This is a genomic window from Shewanella sp. 6_MG-2023, from assembly GCF_030547195.1.
In the GTDB taxonomy this organism is placed as follows: domain Bacteria; phylum Pseudomonadota; class Gammaproteobacteria; order Enterobacterales; family Shewanellaceae; genus Shewanella.
Genome location: NZ_JAUOQU010000020.1, coordinates 14,626 through 31,531, shown reverse-complemented (window position 1 = coordinate 31,531; position 16,906 = coordinate 14,626). Strand labels below are relative to the sequence as shown.

Genomic DNA, 16,906 nt, shown 5'->3' with positions numbered 1-16,906 from the left:
CATTGAATATGTTTTTATCAAACGTGATACTTGGTGTTTATTCTCTCGATTTTCTTTCAAGTGATTACATTGCATAAGTGAACCCCAAATAATATTCACGCCCAAAATATTGAATCGTTCCTGTTTTTTGCTGGGTGCCAAAATAACTTTTGGTGGGTTCATCGGTTAAATTGTTTACTTGAAATAACACACCTAACCCATCTGTGACTTGATAAGACGCTTGATAGTCAATGACTGTTTCACCATCAAAGTTGACCACTTGTTCATTAATGGCAACTTGTTCTGACACAAACTCATCGCGATAACGCGCACTCACTCGGGTTTCAAACCCTTCATAGGAATAGAACAGTGTTGCATTAGCAACGTTATTAGATAATCCAGCTAATGATTGAATCGTTGTATCGCCACCTAAACTGGTGATAGATTCAACCTCTGATTCGGTATAGGAATAACTGGCATTAAAGCCTAAGCCTGACCAAGCATCAGGTAAGGTTGAAAATACTTGGGTATAAGCTAATTCCAGGCCGCGGATGTAGCCACCGTTAGCATTATTTACTGCGGTGGTATAAGTGCCGTTATAGGTGGGTACACGGGAATTATTATCAAGCTCTTTGTATTCTGGGACATTAAAGCCATTCCCTGCAAAATCGAAATCAGTGATACCAATGGTATCAATGAATGAGTCAATATTTTTGTAGAATACTGCGGCAACTATCGCACCGTCATCGAGGTAGTATTCATAAGATAAATCATACTGATCGGCATAAAATGGTTTTAAGAAAGGATTGTTAGTACTGGAACCATTGATTTCGCCATCATCTGAAACCGTTGCACTAATGTCCCCAGCAAGACGATTAATTGGCGGGCGAGACATCACTTTCGCGGCCGCAAAGCGCAATTGGGACTCATCATTTAATTTGAAATTAAGGTTTATCGATGGCAAATAATCTGTATAGCTAATACCTTGAACTGTGGGCGCGTAATATTGATTAATAATACCAATTTCGTCAGTGATATTTTGCGCACCTAATGTAGCCTCTCCTTCAACGTTTTGAAGCATAGTGGCAGACTGGTCAGTGTTAACCACACGCACGCCAAAGTTACCCGTTATAGGCAAGCTGCCTATTTCTAGATCGATATTAGCCATCACATAACCGGAAAAGACCTCTTCGTATACCTCCCCACTTTGCAGCATGGTCCATGAGTAACCATTTTCATAACCTTTCGCGTCAATGACTCCAGCAGCATTACCCCAAGTTTGAACAGGTTGCGGTGTGCCATCAGGGAACCATGCATTGAGGGCTTTATCTACATCAATCGCTAGATATGAAGGGAAGTAACCAAAGTCCCCTTCCCAGTCGACCACTGTGGCCATTTCATCAGTTAACCTTAGTGGTGGTTGCGATTCAGAAAAAGCGTTATCAGCACCATATTCAAATACCGAGCGATCATTTGAGTAGGTACGATCAGAGTAGCGACCACCAAACTCTATACTTGAGATAAAATCATTTTCAAGTTCATAGGTGAAATCTAAACGAAATGCAGTTAATTCATCCTCATTTACAAAGGGGTAAATACCGTATTTACTCACCATAACTTTATCTATATTTGAAAAGTCATCAGCCTGATTAAAACCCACATCAGGTAGATTTAAACCATTAAGTAGATAGTTAATTGCCACATCATTATCAAATATGGGTGAATCGATGGTGGCATCTTCTGCAACGTTAGACCATAGCAAACCATTACGGAAATCACTTTTAGCTGACGATAACGACACATCTAAATTTACATTTAAGTTATCAGTGACTTGCCAATCAGCATTGATGCCAAAGCTGTTTACTTCATCAAAATCTTGATTGTCATCGTTGACGATTTCAACGCGAGTATTACTGTCTTTTGATTTACGCCCGAAATTACCACCAACCACCGCATTACCATCTAATACAGGGTTATGAATATTGGCATTTTCACCATCAAGTTTTACCCTAAAACCACGAGCAAAAGCTTCTGTGTCAAAGCGAGATATAAATGCATCAGCTTTAAGGACAAAATTATCAACCGGTGCCCATTCAATAGCCCCCATGTAGCCATTTCGGGTTTCAACACCGCCTAAATGTTGTAACTCGAAGCCTTCACCTAGGTATTCTTTATGAACATTGCTCATGTCACCGTCATCGCCAACAGGGCCATTAGTATCATTCTCTAAGCCATCAACATCTAACAAGCCATTATAAGCAAAACCTACAAATTGCGTCGCGACGCTTGGCTGTTCAAGACGGGCATAGCCCACTGCCACACCTAGAGTATCTTCTAGGAACTTGCCTTGGTATGAGAAACTTAAGCGGTGGCCGAACTCTTCAGCACCATAAACTTCATCAGCGCGGTCGTTATACATGCCACGTACATTGGCGGTAAAGTTATGTTGTTTTTCTTTACTTAATGGGCTGACTGTCGTCAGTTCAACAGTACCTGCTACACCACCTTCAATCAGTGAAGCTTTTGGCGATTTATAAACGGCTGCTGAACTAATTAACTCTGAAGGGTATTGGTCAAACTCAATGCTACGAGAACCACTGGTGGATACTTGCTCACGCCCATTCAAGGTTGAGAAAACAAAGTCGCCTGACATACCACGAATATTAATCTCAGCCGCCTGACCGCCTGTTCGTACCGCTGAAATACCCGGTAATCGCGTTAATGCATCGGCCATTGATACATCAGGCAGTGCACCTAAGTCATCTGCTGATAGTTGCTCAGAAACGGTATCCCCATAGCGTTTTGAGTTAAGAGAATCGATCAAACTACGGCTGTAGCCAGTAACACTGATCACTTCAATGTCAGTATCTTCTGCGACACTGTTTGCTTCAGCATTATCTGCAACAGCATTGCTAGCACTACTGTTATCGGTCGTAGTGTTATTATTGACCGCATCAGCGACCTGGTTTTTTTCTGTATTGATTTCATCGGCAGCAAACGCAATATCGGATGAAAAAGCTAATCCGACCCCCGCAGCAGCTAGCGCTAGCGATAAAACACTAGGTTTACAATTGAACATTGAGTTTCCCTCACCATAGTGGCTTTTTAGTCACCCAACATTCAGTTATACCACTCAGACTAATGGAATATCAGGCATTATTATCCCGATATACTAGTCATGGATTTGCGCTAGTCTCAATTTACTGCATACGTATTCATAACATTCTGTTAACATTTAAATTAAGGCTATCGCAGCTAAGCTTATGAAGTTAAATGCTAAAATCTATTAAACTATCTTGCTTGAAATTTACACTGCGGCTACAGTTCCGCTTTTAGATCTAGGCTATTCATTAAATATCTAAGGGGAGGTAGATTTCGTCACTCACTCAGGTAGAATACTTTTTCAGCGAAACTATTTGAGTAAACTTTCTAATGACAACATTAAAATATTACTCACTAAGTGTTTGAAAATGTATACAAAGGATAAATGATGGGTTTTAAGTTAACGGTAAAATGGCAAGCAGATCATTTTGATCATCAAGCGCCAGAGTTTAACCGGGATCACCAAATCGAATTTGGTACAGGTCAAGTTGTTCACGCTTCTTCAGCGCCTGAATATAAAGGCAATGAAGCCAAAGTGAATCCTGAAGAAAGTTTGCTTGCGGCCTTATCCTCTTGCCACATGCTAACCTTTTTAGCCATTGCCCATTTAAAACGCCTAACAGTTGAAACCTATGTTGATAATGCCAAAGCAGAACTAGGCAAAAATGATAACGGTAAGCTGTCAGTCACCAAAATGACCTTAAATCCAGTGGTAACTTTTGCAGAAGGCATTGAAGTCAGTCAGGAAGTGATAAATAAAATCCATGACAAAGCCCACGCCAATTGCTTTATCGCCAATAGTGTTAATTCTGAAGTAGCAATTAACGGCTGATAAATACCTGCTAAAGGCTGTATTTACAAATAAAAAAACCGATATCAACTTGACTTGATATCGGTTTTTTTACACTTATTTACCAAGCTTAACTCAAGTTAGCGCCTTTAAAATTGCGCTTTAGTATCTGCCGCAAATCCGCTTGCAGGAATTGGCTTAGCTTTTAACGGCGCGATTGGCTTTTGGATCAGCTCATCTTTTAAATAACGAATGGCGGTTTCAAGTTGGGCATCTTGGCCCGAGAATGTGGCAAAAGGTAAGTTATCTACCTCAATATCCGGTTCAACTCCGTGGCCTTCAACAATCCAACTGCCATCAATAGCGTATTGTGGATACTCCGCCACTCTTGCCATACCTTTATCCGTTAGGCTGTTGCGCCCTGAAAGCCAAACCCCTGCACCCGCAGTTTGCTTACCAATTAACGGCGCTAACCCTAAGGCTTTAATGCCTGCTGAAAAGGTCTCGCCATCTGAATAAGTCATTTGATCCGCGAGCACCACTAAGTGACCCCTAAAGGTTTGCTGCATATTGGTATTAGCAGTGCCATGGGTGGGCTGCCAAAAAGCCCACGCACGGCGCAGTAACTTTTCAATAATCCAGCTATCGATATTACCGCCACGATTACGACGCACATCAATGATTAAACCGTCTTTGTCATAATTGGTATAAAACTCACGGGCAAAGCTTTCAATATCCCCAGCCCCCATGGCATACAAATGTAAATAACCAATATTGCCTTTACTGGCACTGCTGACTTTAGCGGCATTATTGGTGACCCAGTCTAAATAACGCAGCTTGGCATCGGTGCGGTTATCATGGGGCACAACAATCGTTTGATGGCTTTTTTTACCACGAGTTAACTCCAACAACACTTGTTTATTGGTTTGATTACGCAGTAGTTGACTAACCTGAGCAAGACTGCTGACAGGCTTACCATTAATGGCTTTGATGATGTCGCCCTCTGCGGCGTCAACGTCAATACGGGCCAGCGGTGATGCCTGCGTTGGTAGCTCTGGGTCGTTACGATAAATATGGTTAATCAGCACCCCTTTTGAGGTTTGCGCTAACCGTGCCCCTAAACTTGCCCCTGTGGCAGTGTCGTTTTTAGCTATATCACCACCGCGCACTTGCGAGTGCAATGAATCAAGCTCGCCCATCATTTGCTTGAACAAATCATTAAGCTCATTTCTATCGGTTAAGCGGGCTAATAACGGCTGATATTTTTGCTTCACCTGCTGCCAATTAACCCCGCGCATATTCTTGTCGAAAAAGGAGTCACGGTGCATTAACCAGGCATCTTCAAATATCTGCTGCCACTCTTGCATTGGCGCTATAGATAACTGCCACTGGGCGGTATCAACCTGAGTGTTTTTAAGCTCTGTGGCTATTTTATCGCCAGCATCAACAATATGCAGCTCACTTGGATTAGCCTGTTTTCTTAGCAGTAATTTTTCACCATCATCTGAAAGTTGATAGTCGCTGATATCAGCGGAAAACTCGGTTACCTCAGGCGACAAGTTATCAAACTTCACCAGTTTTAAGCTGCTTTTATCTGCCACTGTATCGAGCAAATATAGCTTATCTTTACTGGCAGTTAAGCTGGAATAATTGCCTGATGCCACCGGAACTTGCCAGAGTCTTTGACTGATATTATCCCAATCCACTTTGACTTTTTGATTACTATCAGCCTGACTTCTAGCCTCTTTGGCATCGGCAATGATACTGCTATTGAGCTCGGTTGGTTTTACGAAGGGAAATACCGACTTTTCAGTTAATGCGATGGCAAAGATTTCAGTGCGCTTATCAAAAACCGGTCCCATATTTCTATCACCCCAAGGCGAACCTGGAGTCGCTTTAAAGTGCCGCGCTGATAAAAAATATAACCATTGTCCGTCAGGGCTAAAGCTAGGTGAATGTGACTCGTATTTATCACTGGTAATGGATTGGGCTTTATTATCATTAACCGAATACAGCACGATTTGCGGGCGCTGTTGACCCATTTCCAATTTGGTTAAGGCAATAAATTGGCTATCACCAGACCAAACGATATCCGGATATTCTCCTAACCCTTCACCATGGGTGATGATTTTAGTATTTTTACCTTTGTTTAAATCCAGTAACCACACATTGCCATCGTAGTCATCATGGGCAATATAGCGGCCATTGGGTGATAAATGCAGACTGGTTCTTAAGCTACTGCCATCTTTAGTGAGTTGTTTTGCCCCTGCACTGCCATCAGCGGGGAATTGCCAGATCTCTTGCTCGCCTGATGCATCACTGATGCCATAAACCCAATCACCATCCGTACTTAATAACGCATTTCTAATGCGGGCGTTAGCGGGTGATTGCACTTGGATTAAGCGGCGGCCATCATGACTTGCTATGGCTACATGGCTTCTAGCGGTGATCACCGCTTTATCGCCACTGGCGGCTAACTCCACTGAGGTAGCAAATGCCATTGGATCTTTTAACCAATGTTCACGGCGATGGGGAAAATCTGAAGTCAGGCTAATATCGACTAAGGATGAACTGCCATCATTAATGCTAAAGACTTTAATATCTGCCCCATGCTGAAACACAACTCGACCATCATTTAACTGTGCATCTCTGACTTGCCAAGCACTAAATTGGGTATGTTGCTTAGCATCTTGACCATCAAGCGTCATCGACCAAATATTATCATTGCCAGATTGGTCGCTAATAAAATAAAGCCGATTTTGCCACAGCATGGGTTGTCTTACTGAGCCTTGATGAGCTGCTGTCAGCTTTTGCGCCTCTTGATTACTGCCCAATTTAAATCGCCAAATTTTACCTAAAGCGCCGCCACGATAAACTTTGGCGTTATCACCACTGGTTTGCAGGCCAAACTGAGTAAAATAAACATACTCGCCCGCATCATCAATGGTGCCTTCAATCGCATCTGCTAGGGGTAAATCCGTTAATTGCAGCGTCTGTGGATCTACCGTTTTAAGAACCCAGTAATTTGCCGGTCCATTAGCATTATCGGTGGCATACAAAATCTCCCCGCTGGCTGTCCAGCCTTGCAATCTGACGCGACTATTTTCAAAGCTTACTCGCTTGGCAACGCCGCCTTTGATCGGCATGACATACACTTCAGTAGCGCCATCATAGTTCGCGCTATAGGCAAGCCAATTACCATCTTTTGAAATCACAGCATCGATTTCTTCTGCTGCTTGGGTGGTTAATCGTGTTGCTGAAGTTTGATTTAACTGACTAAGCCAAAGATCGCCTTCGGCGGTAAATACCAAGGTTTGATCATGTAGCGCTGGCGCGCGGTAATAGCCTTGATTGTCTGAATTAACCGCAAGAGCGGATGTGCTTAACAGCCCAAGAGCTAATAAACAGGCGCTAACAGAATGGCGAAGTTTCATAGTCAGAAAAGTCCTTGTAAATATTATTATTTTCAAGCAATCAAACTAGCAAACTTAAACTGATTTAGCAGTATAAAACCCAGTATTTATTGCGATAAAAGTTTAACAAATTGTAACAATTAACTTATTCGCCGCAAAAAAAGGGTAACAACTTTTGTTGTTACCCTTGGTGCTTTGGACACCTAGCTCGACAACAAATCTTCAAGCTAGAGCCAATGTTACTGTTAGCGCACTAGTGCCATTATTGAATCGATTGTTGCAAGCTTAAGCGCTGCTGTAATTGTTGGTATTGCTGATATTGAGGATGCTGCTGCTGAATAATCTCAGGGAATTGCAGCTCAATAACCTTCGAATATGCCTGAGCTTGCTCCAATTGTTTGTTATCTAACAGTTCAGCTAAATGCTTGATTGCATTAATGGAGTTTGTTGCCTTAGCTGCGCCAGTTGCGTTGGCTGCGCTAGTCGTGTTAGCTGAGTTAATGTCGTTAGCTGAGCTCATGACAGTAACTGCTGAACGAGTTTGTGCTGGCGTTGGTAATTGAGCTTGAGGCTGAGATTCTGGTTGTGATTGTAATTGTGGTTGTGATTGAGCCGCAGACATAGATTCACGCTGCTGTTGAGGCATAACTTTAGTTGTCACAGTTGGGAGCACATCAGCGGCAGACTCAACTGTCGTTGCCGTCATTGGCGTTGGCGTTGCTGAAATAGTTGTTGGCGTTACTGTTGCTGAAATAGGCGTTTCAGTGGCTTTCGTTGCCATTGGCACACTGTCACCCGCATCTATATTGGCATGTTGGGTAAAGTTTGGATTAACTAATATCACGCTGGCAATGATCATTACAGATGCCGCGGTTGACAGCCCTAAACGATGCTTATGCCAAAAACTCACTTGCACGACATTTGTGGCTGCTGAATAACCTTGAGATGCTCTTGCCTGCTCAACTGGAGCGGCGCTCAATTTAGCTTGGGCTAAGATAGCCTTATCCATCGCTTTGGGGGGCGTTTCTAAATCCTGCTGATACAGGGTTTTAATTTCTTGCTGCAAAGCCACAAACTGTTCATCAGTCTTATCGTTGACTGAGCTTTTATCTTTAGAATCACTCATGATCCGCCCCTTGCCATTTCAGCGCTACACATTGCTTAATACTTTGATAGGCATAGCGAATGCGGCTTTTGGTGGCCTCTAAGGTTACATCGGCAATCTCACTGATTGCCGTAGCTGTTAAGCCCAATTCAATATTCAGCAAAAAAGCCTCTCGTTGTAATTGAGGCAATTTACTAATACAGGTCTTTAATAATTGCCCTTTTTGGCTATCAAGCAGTTGCTCATCAGGACGACTGCGATGAGAACTATCCAGTGTGCTGGCATCAAAGCTATCCATGCCCTCTTCTGCGGTTTCAGCAAGCTTATCGAGTGGTTTCACCGCCCGCACATGATCGATCAGTAAGTTATGGGCAATGCGATAAATCCAAGTGGTAAACTTGGCTGTGACTTTATAACTGCTGGCGGCTTTTATCACCTTGCCCCACGTGTCTTGGTATAGATCTTCTGCTAATTGCTTATCGTTGATTTGGCGCACAAAATAGCGATACAAAGGCCCTTTATGTTTGCTATACAGCTGCTCAAAAGCAAGCGAGTCCCCTTGCTGATAATTCAACATTAATTGCTCATCTGATAATGCAGTTATTTTATCCTTCACCGCCGGCAACCTTGGTTTATAGACTGTTTTTAATCACTTTAAACAGTTTGCCCAGCGTAAATGCGATTGTCTATTAATACTCTGCAATTGAGCTATATTATTCACAGCACCTTATCATTAATACTCCTGTCGACAATGAGCTCGTTAATAATAGCCGAGTTAATAATAGGCTAGTTAAAAATAGCCTTGCCAATAATGCTGCCCTGCTTTGGCGGAGTATCATAAATAGGCTGCGGCATCGGATAAGCTTGTCGTTGATGGGGCTTTTTTATCCCGACATTGTTTGTAACAGACACTAGCATCGCCTGCTTAACAAGGGCAATAAACTCGCTGCGCTCACCTTGGCTATCTGCCCCTTTAGCATCAAGAGCGATATTAACTAACTCATGATAATCAAAGCCATGAACATAATTACTTTGATTAATTAATTGCCCTAAACCCGCCACCGCTGCAGCAAAACGAAACTCATCACTGGCTTGTTGAAAGAATTTGTCTTGTTGAGCAATGTCAATATCAAACTGGCCAAGCAAAGCTTGTTGGCTTGTTATACGCATGTCCTGCAATGACAATGTGGCGAGGTTATCGGCACTAAAGCGCTGCTGAGCACTTGGTTTATGGGCTGGTGATTTATAAGCAGCTGAATCATCGATGCGCAACTCATACAAGGCACTATATTGGCCACTTGATTGAGCCTGCAATCGAGCATGGCCTTTGGACATTTGTTTATTAACGGGGTTGCCATAATTTCGCTCAAAACCAATCAGTCGGTATTCCGTAATCAACCTTGGATTGAAGCGTAACTTGGCTTGTAAATAAGCTAAGCCTTGCTTTGCAGGCTCTGTGGCCTTGTCACTCTGTTTGATATTAATCAACAGCAGCAAGGTGTCATTATTATAAGGCGATGGCGCCAGTTCAGTATGTATCTGATAGTTTTCAGATAATGGCTGATATTGACTAAAGTCATATTGAAATGCATTGAGTAAATTCTGGCTTTGGATGGTATTTTTTTCAGGCCAGATTTGCTGGTTGAGTAAGTGCTTTAGCCTGTTATAGTCGCTGATACAGCCGCTGCTATCCGTATTAAATGTCAGCAGGGATAATGGCGTTTCACCACTAACCATGTTGCCGCCATGACTCACAACAGCCTGCTGAGCAGCCACGCAGTTTGGCTGTAATGTTAGAGTTTCAGCAACCCCATTAACGCTTACAAGCAGCAATAGGCTTAGTTTGCACGCCTGATAAATTGTACATTTACTCATCTATGACTCCGTAATAACCACAATACTATTATTAACGTGCTCAGATTAAAAAAGGGTTATTTATCTTTCACATTTAATCACCTCCAAAACAAAACAATATAAATCAATACCATAAACCCAAAAGCACATTAATTATGCGTAACGTTAACGGGTTAATTTTTACCTTATCAATAACCCAAAACTTGCAGTACACGATTGCTGTTCGATGTTTACCAAAAGCCAGTATAAGCATTCGTAATCACAAACTGAGTTTCAGCCCCAAAAAACACTGAAATGCAGCGAAATGTGAGCCAACATGATATTATCTAGCCCCTTTTTTATAGGCGCAAAAATGCAGCCTATAATGCCTGTACCCTATGCAGGTATAAGTAAAATTATTCTAATATAATAAGTGTGTTAAGGAGTTATCATGCAAGCCCTTGTTGCCGTAGTTATGGGATCTAAGAGTGATTGGCCGACCATGGAAGCCGCCGCAGAAATTATGGATAAGCTGCAGGTGCCATATCACGTTGAAGTTGTCTCAGCGCATCGTACTCCTGACAAACTCATGGACTTTGCTAGCACTGCTGCTGGTAAAGGCTTTAAAGTCATTATCGGCGGCGCCGGTGGTGCAGCACATTTACCCGGTATGATTGCCTCAAAAACCCGCCTTCCAGTGCTGGGTGTGCCTGTGCAAAGCAAAGCGTTATCAGGCATGGACAGCTTACTGTCTATCGTACAAATGCCTAAAGGTATTGCAGTTGGTACCCTTGCTATTGGTACTGCTGGGGCGTTTAATGCCGGCTTACTTGCTAGCCAAATTCTTGCGGTTGAAGACAGTGAACTTGCAGCGCGTTTGGATGCTTTTCGTGAAGAGCAAACTAATTCAATCCTTGAAAATCCAGATCCGAGGGAAGCTTAATGGCTAAGCAGGACGGTGAGCAAAAAAATCAAACCCACGCTACACAGCACAATGTATGGGTTTTAGGTGATGGTCAATTAGGCGCTATGTTGTCCCATGCTGGGCAGCCTTTAGCGATTAATGTTCGTCCGGTTGATATTATGACCCCATCAGATGAGCGTTTACCTCTTAGCGATACTGACGTCATCACCGCAGAACGAGAGCAATGGCCTGAATCAAACTTAAGCTTGCAACTTAGCAAGCATAAGCATTTCATTAATGGCCCGGTTTTTGGCCTGCTGGCAGACCGTTTTACCCAAAAAAGCTTATTGGATGAGTTAGCTGTACCAACGTCACCTTGGGAGCTGGTTGACGATAATACTCAAACGGCGCAGTTGCATCAGCAATATGGCGAGCGAGTATTATTAAAGCGCCGCACCGGTGGCTACGACGGCAAAGGTCAACACTGGTTAAAACAAGCTGAATCAACCACCATCCCTGCTGATTGGCGTAATGAAGCCATTGCTGAGCAAGCGATTAATTTTGATGAAGAAGTGTCATTAGTGGGCGTACGAACCCAAACCGGCGAATGCTTATTTTACCCGCTAGCGTTAAATCTCCATCAAGACGGTATTTTAATGGCATCGATTGCGCCATTATCGCGCTTAAACCACTTACAAGCCCAAGCTGAAGCCATGCTAAGTAAAATTATGCATAAGCTTGAGTATGTTGGAGTGATGGCGATGGAATGTTTCCGGGTTGGTGATGAATTACTGATTAATGAGTTAGCCCCTCGGGTTCATAACTCTGGTCACTGGACTCAATCAGGTTGTCATATCAATCAGTTTGAATTGCACCTGCGTGCCTTGTGCGGATTACCTTTACATACCCCACAAGTGAATCATCAATGTGTGATGGTGAACTTAATTGGTGTTGATAAAGATGACCGCTGGTTAAGCTTACCCAACGCTGAGTTATTCTGGTACAACAAAGAAGTTCGCGTCGGTCGTAAAGTGGGTCACTTAAACTTATCGGTTCATAATAGCGCGATGCTAACCGACAGTATTGGTCAGCTACAACAATGGATGCCGCAGCTGTATCAAGCGCCATTAGCCTGGGTTTTAGATGAATTTAGCGCTGATTAAGATCAATGGCACTTAATCGTAACCCATAAAAAAGGAGCTAAGGCTCCTTTTTTATGGACTATTGATTTGCAAGTAATGATTTAGCTAGGGTTTAAATACACACTCGAGTGAGTACTTTCTCAAGATGCTCAGAGCTGGTTTGTTGCCTATAAGCGCGGTCTGAAATCGCTTTTAAGCTCTGCTGCACTTCATGACTCAAACGGGTAATTTCCAGCGCTCGACTACTGATACTGTTAGTGGAAGATTGCTGCCCTTGAATGCTGTAGGTCATATTACTGGCAACACTATCAAGTTGCTCAAATGCGCCGCCAATATCAGTAAATGCTTGGGTGACCCGCAGGCATTGTTGCACGCTTTCATTAGTCACTCTTTGACTGTCGCTAATGGCATTAACAGCATTACCCGCTTTGGCTTGCAGCTCTAAAACAATAGTTTGAATTTCTACCGTCGACTCCTGAGTGCGATGAGCTAATGCGCGAACCTCATCAGCCACAACCGCAAAACCGCGGCCTTGCTCACCGGCTCTAGCGGCCTCAATGGCAGCGTTTAGCGCCAATAGGTTGGTTTGCTCGGCAATACTTTTAATCACTTCTAAAACATTACCAATTTTCTGGCTGTCGCTGTTTAATAAATCTAAATCAGATACCAAACTTTCAATGCCATTGGCAAAGGTGGTCATGGCAGTTTGATTACTTAACGCATCATTATTACCGAGCTCAAGTAATTGCTTCACTTCCGTAGAGGTTGATTTAAATTCGTCGGCATTGATTGATAACTCATCTGCCGTTTTCACTATGTCTGCTAATGAGCTTGAAATAAGCTCGGTTTCAGCAGTGCTTTTGGCAACGGATGATTCAGCCGAATTCATTTGCTGCGCCAACTCCTGCGAGCCATGGTGAAAATTATTGGCATCTTGCTTAATGTCATCTAAAACCAATTTCAGTTCTTCAATAAAACCACTAAGGTCGTTGGTGATTTTCGCCAGTAAATCATTACCACTATCGATTAGCGGCTTTTTAGGGGCGGCTTTCGTACTAATAACTAAACTTAGATACTCAGCCAGTTGACTCAAGCGTGTGTGTAAAAACTGCTTAAATAAATACAGACCTACTATCGTTTGCGCCGCACCTAATAGCGCGACAATGAGTAACAGCGTGGTTTTATCAATTTGAGAAGGTAAAAATGCAATGATGACCAATGCCACCAGCACCAACGAGATTAACGGATAAAGCAGTGTTGCCTGTAATTTATTATTATTGTGAGATTGCATATACAGTTCCGAAAGTAGTGATTATATTTTTCTAGCAACTCGTCATGAGCTTTTAGCGCTAGCGGTGCTTAACATTGATCCCCCCCAAAAGCCATATAGCCTCAAGGGTTACAAATTGTCACAAGCGGTTTTATTACTATCGGAATAAGCTGCAAAAAGTTTAGCGTTAATTGTTAAATATTTATGAACAAGGTTAAGTATAAAAACTGATCTAACCAAGAGAAAGTAAAAGCCCCGCGAATGCGAGGCTGATGAGAATGACAATAACTAATGCGTATTAACCGAAAAATAACCGCCATAACCAGGAAGAGTCGAGATCTTCTTTACAGGTATGATACTGAGCAGCGTAATTTCTGGCGCGAGCATCAACACGATTAGCAACAGGTCCAAGCCATGCTTTAGCTTTATAGCTGCCACGTTTATAGCCGCCCCAACCTTCGTGATAATTCAAATACTGATTTTTCGCATCCCATTTTGACACCCCATTAATGGCATGGGTTTTATAGATAAACCAGCCCATAAAATCCATCGCATCATCAAAATTACTGCGACTTGACCATGAATTACCGGTTTCACGTACATAGTCATCCCATGTCATGGTTTTTGCTTGAGCATAGCCATAGGCATCACTGGCGCGGCCAATAGGAATAAAGCCCCAAAAGTATTCCATTGGTGGCGCGGCATTATGTTTAAACGAGCTTTCTTGGAACATCATAGCTAAAGGCACATGTACTGGTACGCCCCACTTTTCGCGCGTTTTTACCGCCGATTTATACCAAGAGCGATTTTCTTGAAATATTGAGCATAAATTATCAGGCTCTTTAGGTGGCGGAGTTGCACAGCCCGTAAGCTGTAAAAGAAACATTGCGCCCAAAGCACGAAAAAACCACGTCATAAATGCCCTTAAAGTAATCAATATCAGGAGTTAACTAAAGCGATTCGATTTTCACATCAAAATAAACTAGATGCAAACCACGGCGTTAAAAAATAGAACTTAATCTGTCGCTAGAATGCGACCATTGGTATTAGTCAAAAAATACTTGAACTCAAGTCTGACAATAAAGCTGGGCTAGAGGGAGGTTCAGCGGCTAAGGTTTTCTAAAAAGACTATCAAGGTAACATTTAATATCGGAATAAATGAGTAACTAAACCATTAAATTATTGCCTAATTGGGGACACTTATCGCGCCTAAGCGGCACATTAATTATCGGGGTTGGCAAACTCACATTCATGGGGCTCTTGCTGCCATATGACGGGTTGCCAGTAATCGGTATTCTCGCCAGTATAAATTCTATCTTGATTAAATTCAGCCGCTAAATGAAGCTGCAGGTGCGCTTTCACATCAACATCAATATTTTTAGGCTTACGGGCAGCAAGCTTAACTTTTAACTCAGGCGACTCAATGAGCTCTGCCACGGTAAACTCATGTTTTCCAGCGGTTAATTTATAATAAGGCCTTGAGATAACAGGCTTACCATCAAGATGAGTCACCACCACGCGATAAAGACTCTGCGAGGTCGGTGGGGTTATATAACTCGCCACCGAGCCACAGATAGCTTGCTCATCCACTGATGATGCACAGCCTTGTAATAGACCCAGCACCACCACAGATAAAGCTAGCCTTTTCATTAACGACACGCTGCGGCAGGTTTGGATAAGTCAGCAAAATAATCAGCTAAAAACTCATCAAAGCCGACACTCGGTAACGCTTCCGCCATATGCTGTTGAGCAAGTGATAGTGCCGACTCTTCAACATAGCCAGCTTCCACCTCAGCGGATAATGGGTAGTCAGATAAATATTGCTGATAATCTAGCGCCAGTTTTTTCACCCAACTGCTATGATCTTGACCTTGATTAACCACATCGTCCAGCACGCGACCCGATAGGGTTAAACTTGGATCGTCGATAGCGGCTTGCCATTGCGATAATGCCTGTTGGTATGCATTACCAGAATCACCATCTAACAACTTAGCGAGGCGAGACAGAGGTTCAAATATGTCATTCAGCCATTGAGTGCGGCTAATTGACTGACCATTTTTAATTAGCTCAAGCCCAGGCTTTCGACCTTCAACTACCACAGCTTGCAAGTTAGCGGCGATTTCCTGCTCTGCAGCGCAATCACTTTTTTCTGATGACGACAGCAAGCAGTACAGCAAGAATAAGTCTAAAAATCTTACCTGACTGGCATCAATACCAATTGGGCTATAAGGGTTTACATCTAATGCACGCACTTCAATGTATTCAACTCCAGCGCGAGACAATGCCTCTGAAGGTTTCTCACCTGCTTTGGTGACTCGCTTGGCACGAATTGGCGAGTAAAACTCATTCTCAATTTGCAGCACATTGCTATTGAGCTGACGATATTCACCATCGACTTTAACGCCGATTTTCTCAAAACTGGCAGAAGGCATGCGAATGGCTTCGCCCACCCCTTGTAAATATTCAGGCAGTGAGTTGTAACTGATGTTTAAGCGTTCTTGCTCTTTATTGGTGTAACCTAAATCGCTCATACGAAGTGAAGTCGCATATGGCAGGTATAAGGTGCCCTTACCGGTTTTCTTAAAATCAAATCCGACGTTTTTATCTTTAATGAACGAGCCACACAGCGCAGGAGATGAACCAAAGAAATACGGTAATACCCAAACTAAACGGCGATAATTACGGATCATGCCAAAGTAAGACTCTGAGATGAACTCACAGCGCGACACTGACTTATCAGTGCGTTCATATAAGCTATCCCACAATTGTTCAGAGACTGAAAAATTGAAATGCACCCCTGCAATAATTTGCATGAGTGCGCCGTATCTATGGGTTAAGCCTTTACGGTATAAGGTTTTCATTTGACCGTTATTAGAACTGCCATAACGGGCAATAGGAATATCTTTTTCATCGCCGACATAACACGGCATGCTCACAGGCCATAGCGTCTGGCCATTCATGTTTTTAACACTGTAGGCGTGAGTTTGAGTTAACCCTTCAAGTAAGGTGTCAATATTAGTATTCACCGGGGTAATGAACTCAAGTAAAGACTCACTATAATCAGTGGTAATACGAGAATGCGTTAAGGCTGAGCCGAGCTTTTGCGGATGGCTATCCATCGCGAGGTGGCCAGTGCTTTCGATGCGCAGCGCTTCGCGCTCAATGCCTCGTACCATGCCGAGTAAAGATTCACGCCCTTGGGCATTTGATAGATAATCGACTGTTTCATTGAATGAATTCAATTTGCTGTTCTCTTGTAGTGACTCGCTTATGCGACATTCAAACTGCTAGACCTGATATTTAGCACTAACATTTCTTTAAACCAATTAAAAGCATGTTATTAAACACATATGAGCTCACAGTAAAAA

The 16,906-nt window shown here is 42.8% G+C and carries 12 protein-coding genes; 3 read left to right on the top strand and 9 right to left on the bottom strand.

Annotation, left to right across the window (positions count from 1 at the left end):
• Positions 1 to 64: 64 nt before the first annotated feature.
• Positions 65 to 3,058 carry a TonB-dependent receptor gene (locus tag Q4533_RS12665; RefSeq protein ID WP_303502857.1) on the bottom strand — a complete coding sequence of 998 codons (2,994 nt, stop codon included), beginning with the start codon at positions 3,056 to 3,058 and terminating at the stop codon, positions 65 to 67.
• A gap of 411 nt (positions 3,059 to 3,469) precedes the next feature.
• Here Q4533_RS12665 and Q4533_RS12660 point away from each other — a divergent pair, with 411 nt between their 5' ends.
• Positions 3,470 to 3,913, top strand: a complete 444-nt coding sequence (locus Q4533_RS12660) for an OsmC family protein (RefSeq protein WP_102438126.1) — start codon at positions 3,470 to 3,472, stop codon at positions 3,911 to 3,913.
• Positions 3,914 to 4,020: 107 nt separating this feature from the next.
• Here the strand turns inward: Q4533_RS12660 and Q4533_RS12655 are convergent, their stop codons facing one another.
• The 4 genes from Q4533_RS12655 to Q4533_RS12640 all read right to left on the bottom strand — a co-directional run bounded on the left by Q4533_RS12655 (position 4,021) and on the right by Q4533_RS12640 (position 10,264).
• The gene (locus tag Q4533_RS12655; protein ID WP_303502856.1) at positions 4,021 to 7,305 is read right to left on the bottom strand and encodes a S41 family peptidase; all 3,285 of its coding nucleotides are present in this window, start codon (positions 7,303 to 7,305) and stop codon (positions 4,021 to 4,023) included.
• A gap of 241 nt (positions 7,306 to 7,546) precedes the next feature.
• Positions 7,547 to 8,410 (bottom strand): hypothetical protein, encoded by an 864-nt coding sequence (locus tag Q4533_RS12650; protein ID WP_303502855.1) that lies wholly within the window; start codon positions 8,408 to 8,410, stop codon positions 7,547 to 7,549.
• Positions 8,403 to 8,966, bottom strand: coding sequence for a sigma-70 family RNA polymerase sigma factor (locus tag Q4533_RS12645; RefSeq protein WP_303502871.1), 564 nt, complete (start codon positions 8,964 to 8,966; stop codon positions 8,403 to 8,405). Before Q4533_RS12645 ends, Q4533_RS12650 begins: the two co-directional genes overlap by 8 nt.
• Positions 8,967 to 9,175: 209 nt before the next feature.
• Entirely contained in the window at positions 9,176 to 10,264 is a 1,089-nt protein-coding gene (locus Q4533_RS12640) for a von Willebrand factor type A domain-containing protein (protein ID WP_303502854.1), read from the bottom strand.
• A gap of 409 nt (positions 10,265 to 10,673) precedes the next feature.
• On the opposite strand from Q4533_RS12640, the gene purE reads away from it, so the two are divergent.
• Together purE and purK are read left to right on the top strand one after the other, a co-directional pair.
• Entirely contained in the window at positions 10,674 to 11,165 is a 492-nt protein-coding gene (gene purE / locus Q4533_RS12635) for a 5-(carboxyamino)imidazole ribonucleotide mutase (protein WP_076542981.1), read from the top strand.
• Positions 11,165 to 12,289: a 5-(carboxyamino)imidazole ribonucleotide synthase gene (purK, locus tag Q4533_RS12630; RefSeq protein ID WP_303502853.1), complete on the top strand. Its 1,125-nt coding sequence runs from the start codon at positions 11,165 to 11,167 to the stop codon at positions 12,287 to 12,289. The genes purE and purK overlap by 1 nt, the downstream gene beginning before the upstream one ends.
• Before the next feature lie 91 nt (positions 12,290 to 12,380).
• Here purK and Q4533_RS12625 read toward each other — a convergent pair whose 3' ends face one another.
• The 4 genes from Q4533_RS12625 to gshA form a co-directional block, all read right to left on the bottom strand.
• Positions 12,381 to 13,559 carry a methyl-accepting chemotaxis protein gene (locus tag Q4533_RS12625; protein WP_102477195.1) on the bottom strand — a complete coding sequence of 393 codons (1,179 nt, stop codon included), beginning with the start codon at positions 13,557 to 13,559 and terminating at the stop codon, positions 12,381 to 12,383.
• A 277-nt stretch (positions 13,560 to 13,836) separates the two neighbouring features.
• On the bottom strand, positions 13,837 to 14,454 hold the full coding sequence (locus Q4533_RS12620) for a hypothetical protein (protein ID WP_102438112.1): 618 nt from the start codon (positions 14,452 to 14,454) through the stop codon (positions 13,837 to 13,839).
• A gap of 305 nt (positions 14,455 to 14,759) precedes the next feature.
• Positions 14,760 to 15,188 carry a hypothetical protein gene (locus tag Q4533_RS12615; RefSeq protein WP_102438110.1) on the bottom strand — a complete coding sequence of 143 codons (429 nt, stop codon included), beginning with the start codon at positions 15,186 to 15,188 and terminating at the stop codon, positions 14,760 to 14,762.
• Positions 15,188 to 16,810: a glutamate--cysteine ligase gene (gene gshA / locus Q4533_RS12610; protein ID WP_303502870.1), complete on the bottom strand. Its 1,623-nt coding sequence runs from the start codon at positions 16,808 to 16,810 to the stop codon at positions 15,188 to 15,190. Before gshA ends, Q4533_RS12615 begins: the two co-directional genes overlap by 1 nt.
• Between the last annotated feature and the right edge of the window lie 96 nt (positions 16,811 to 16,906).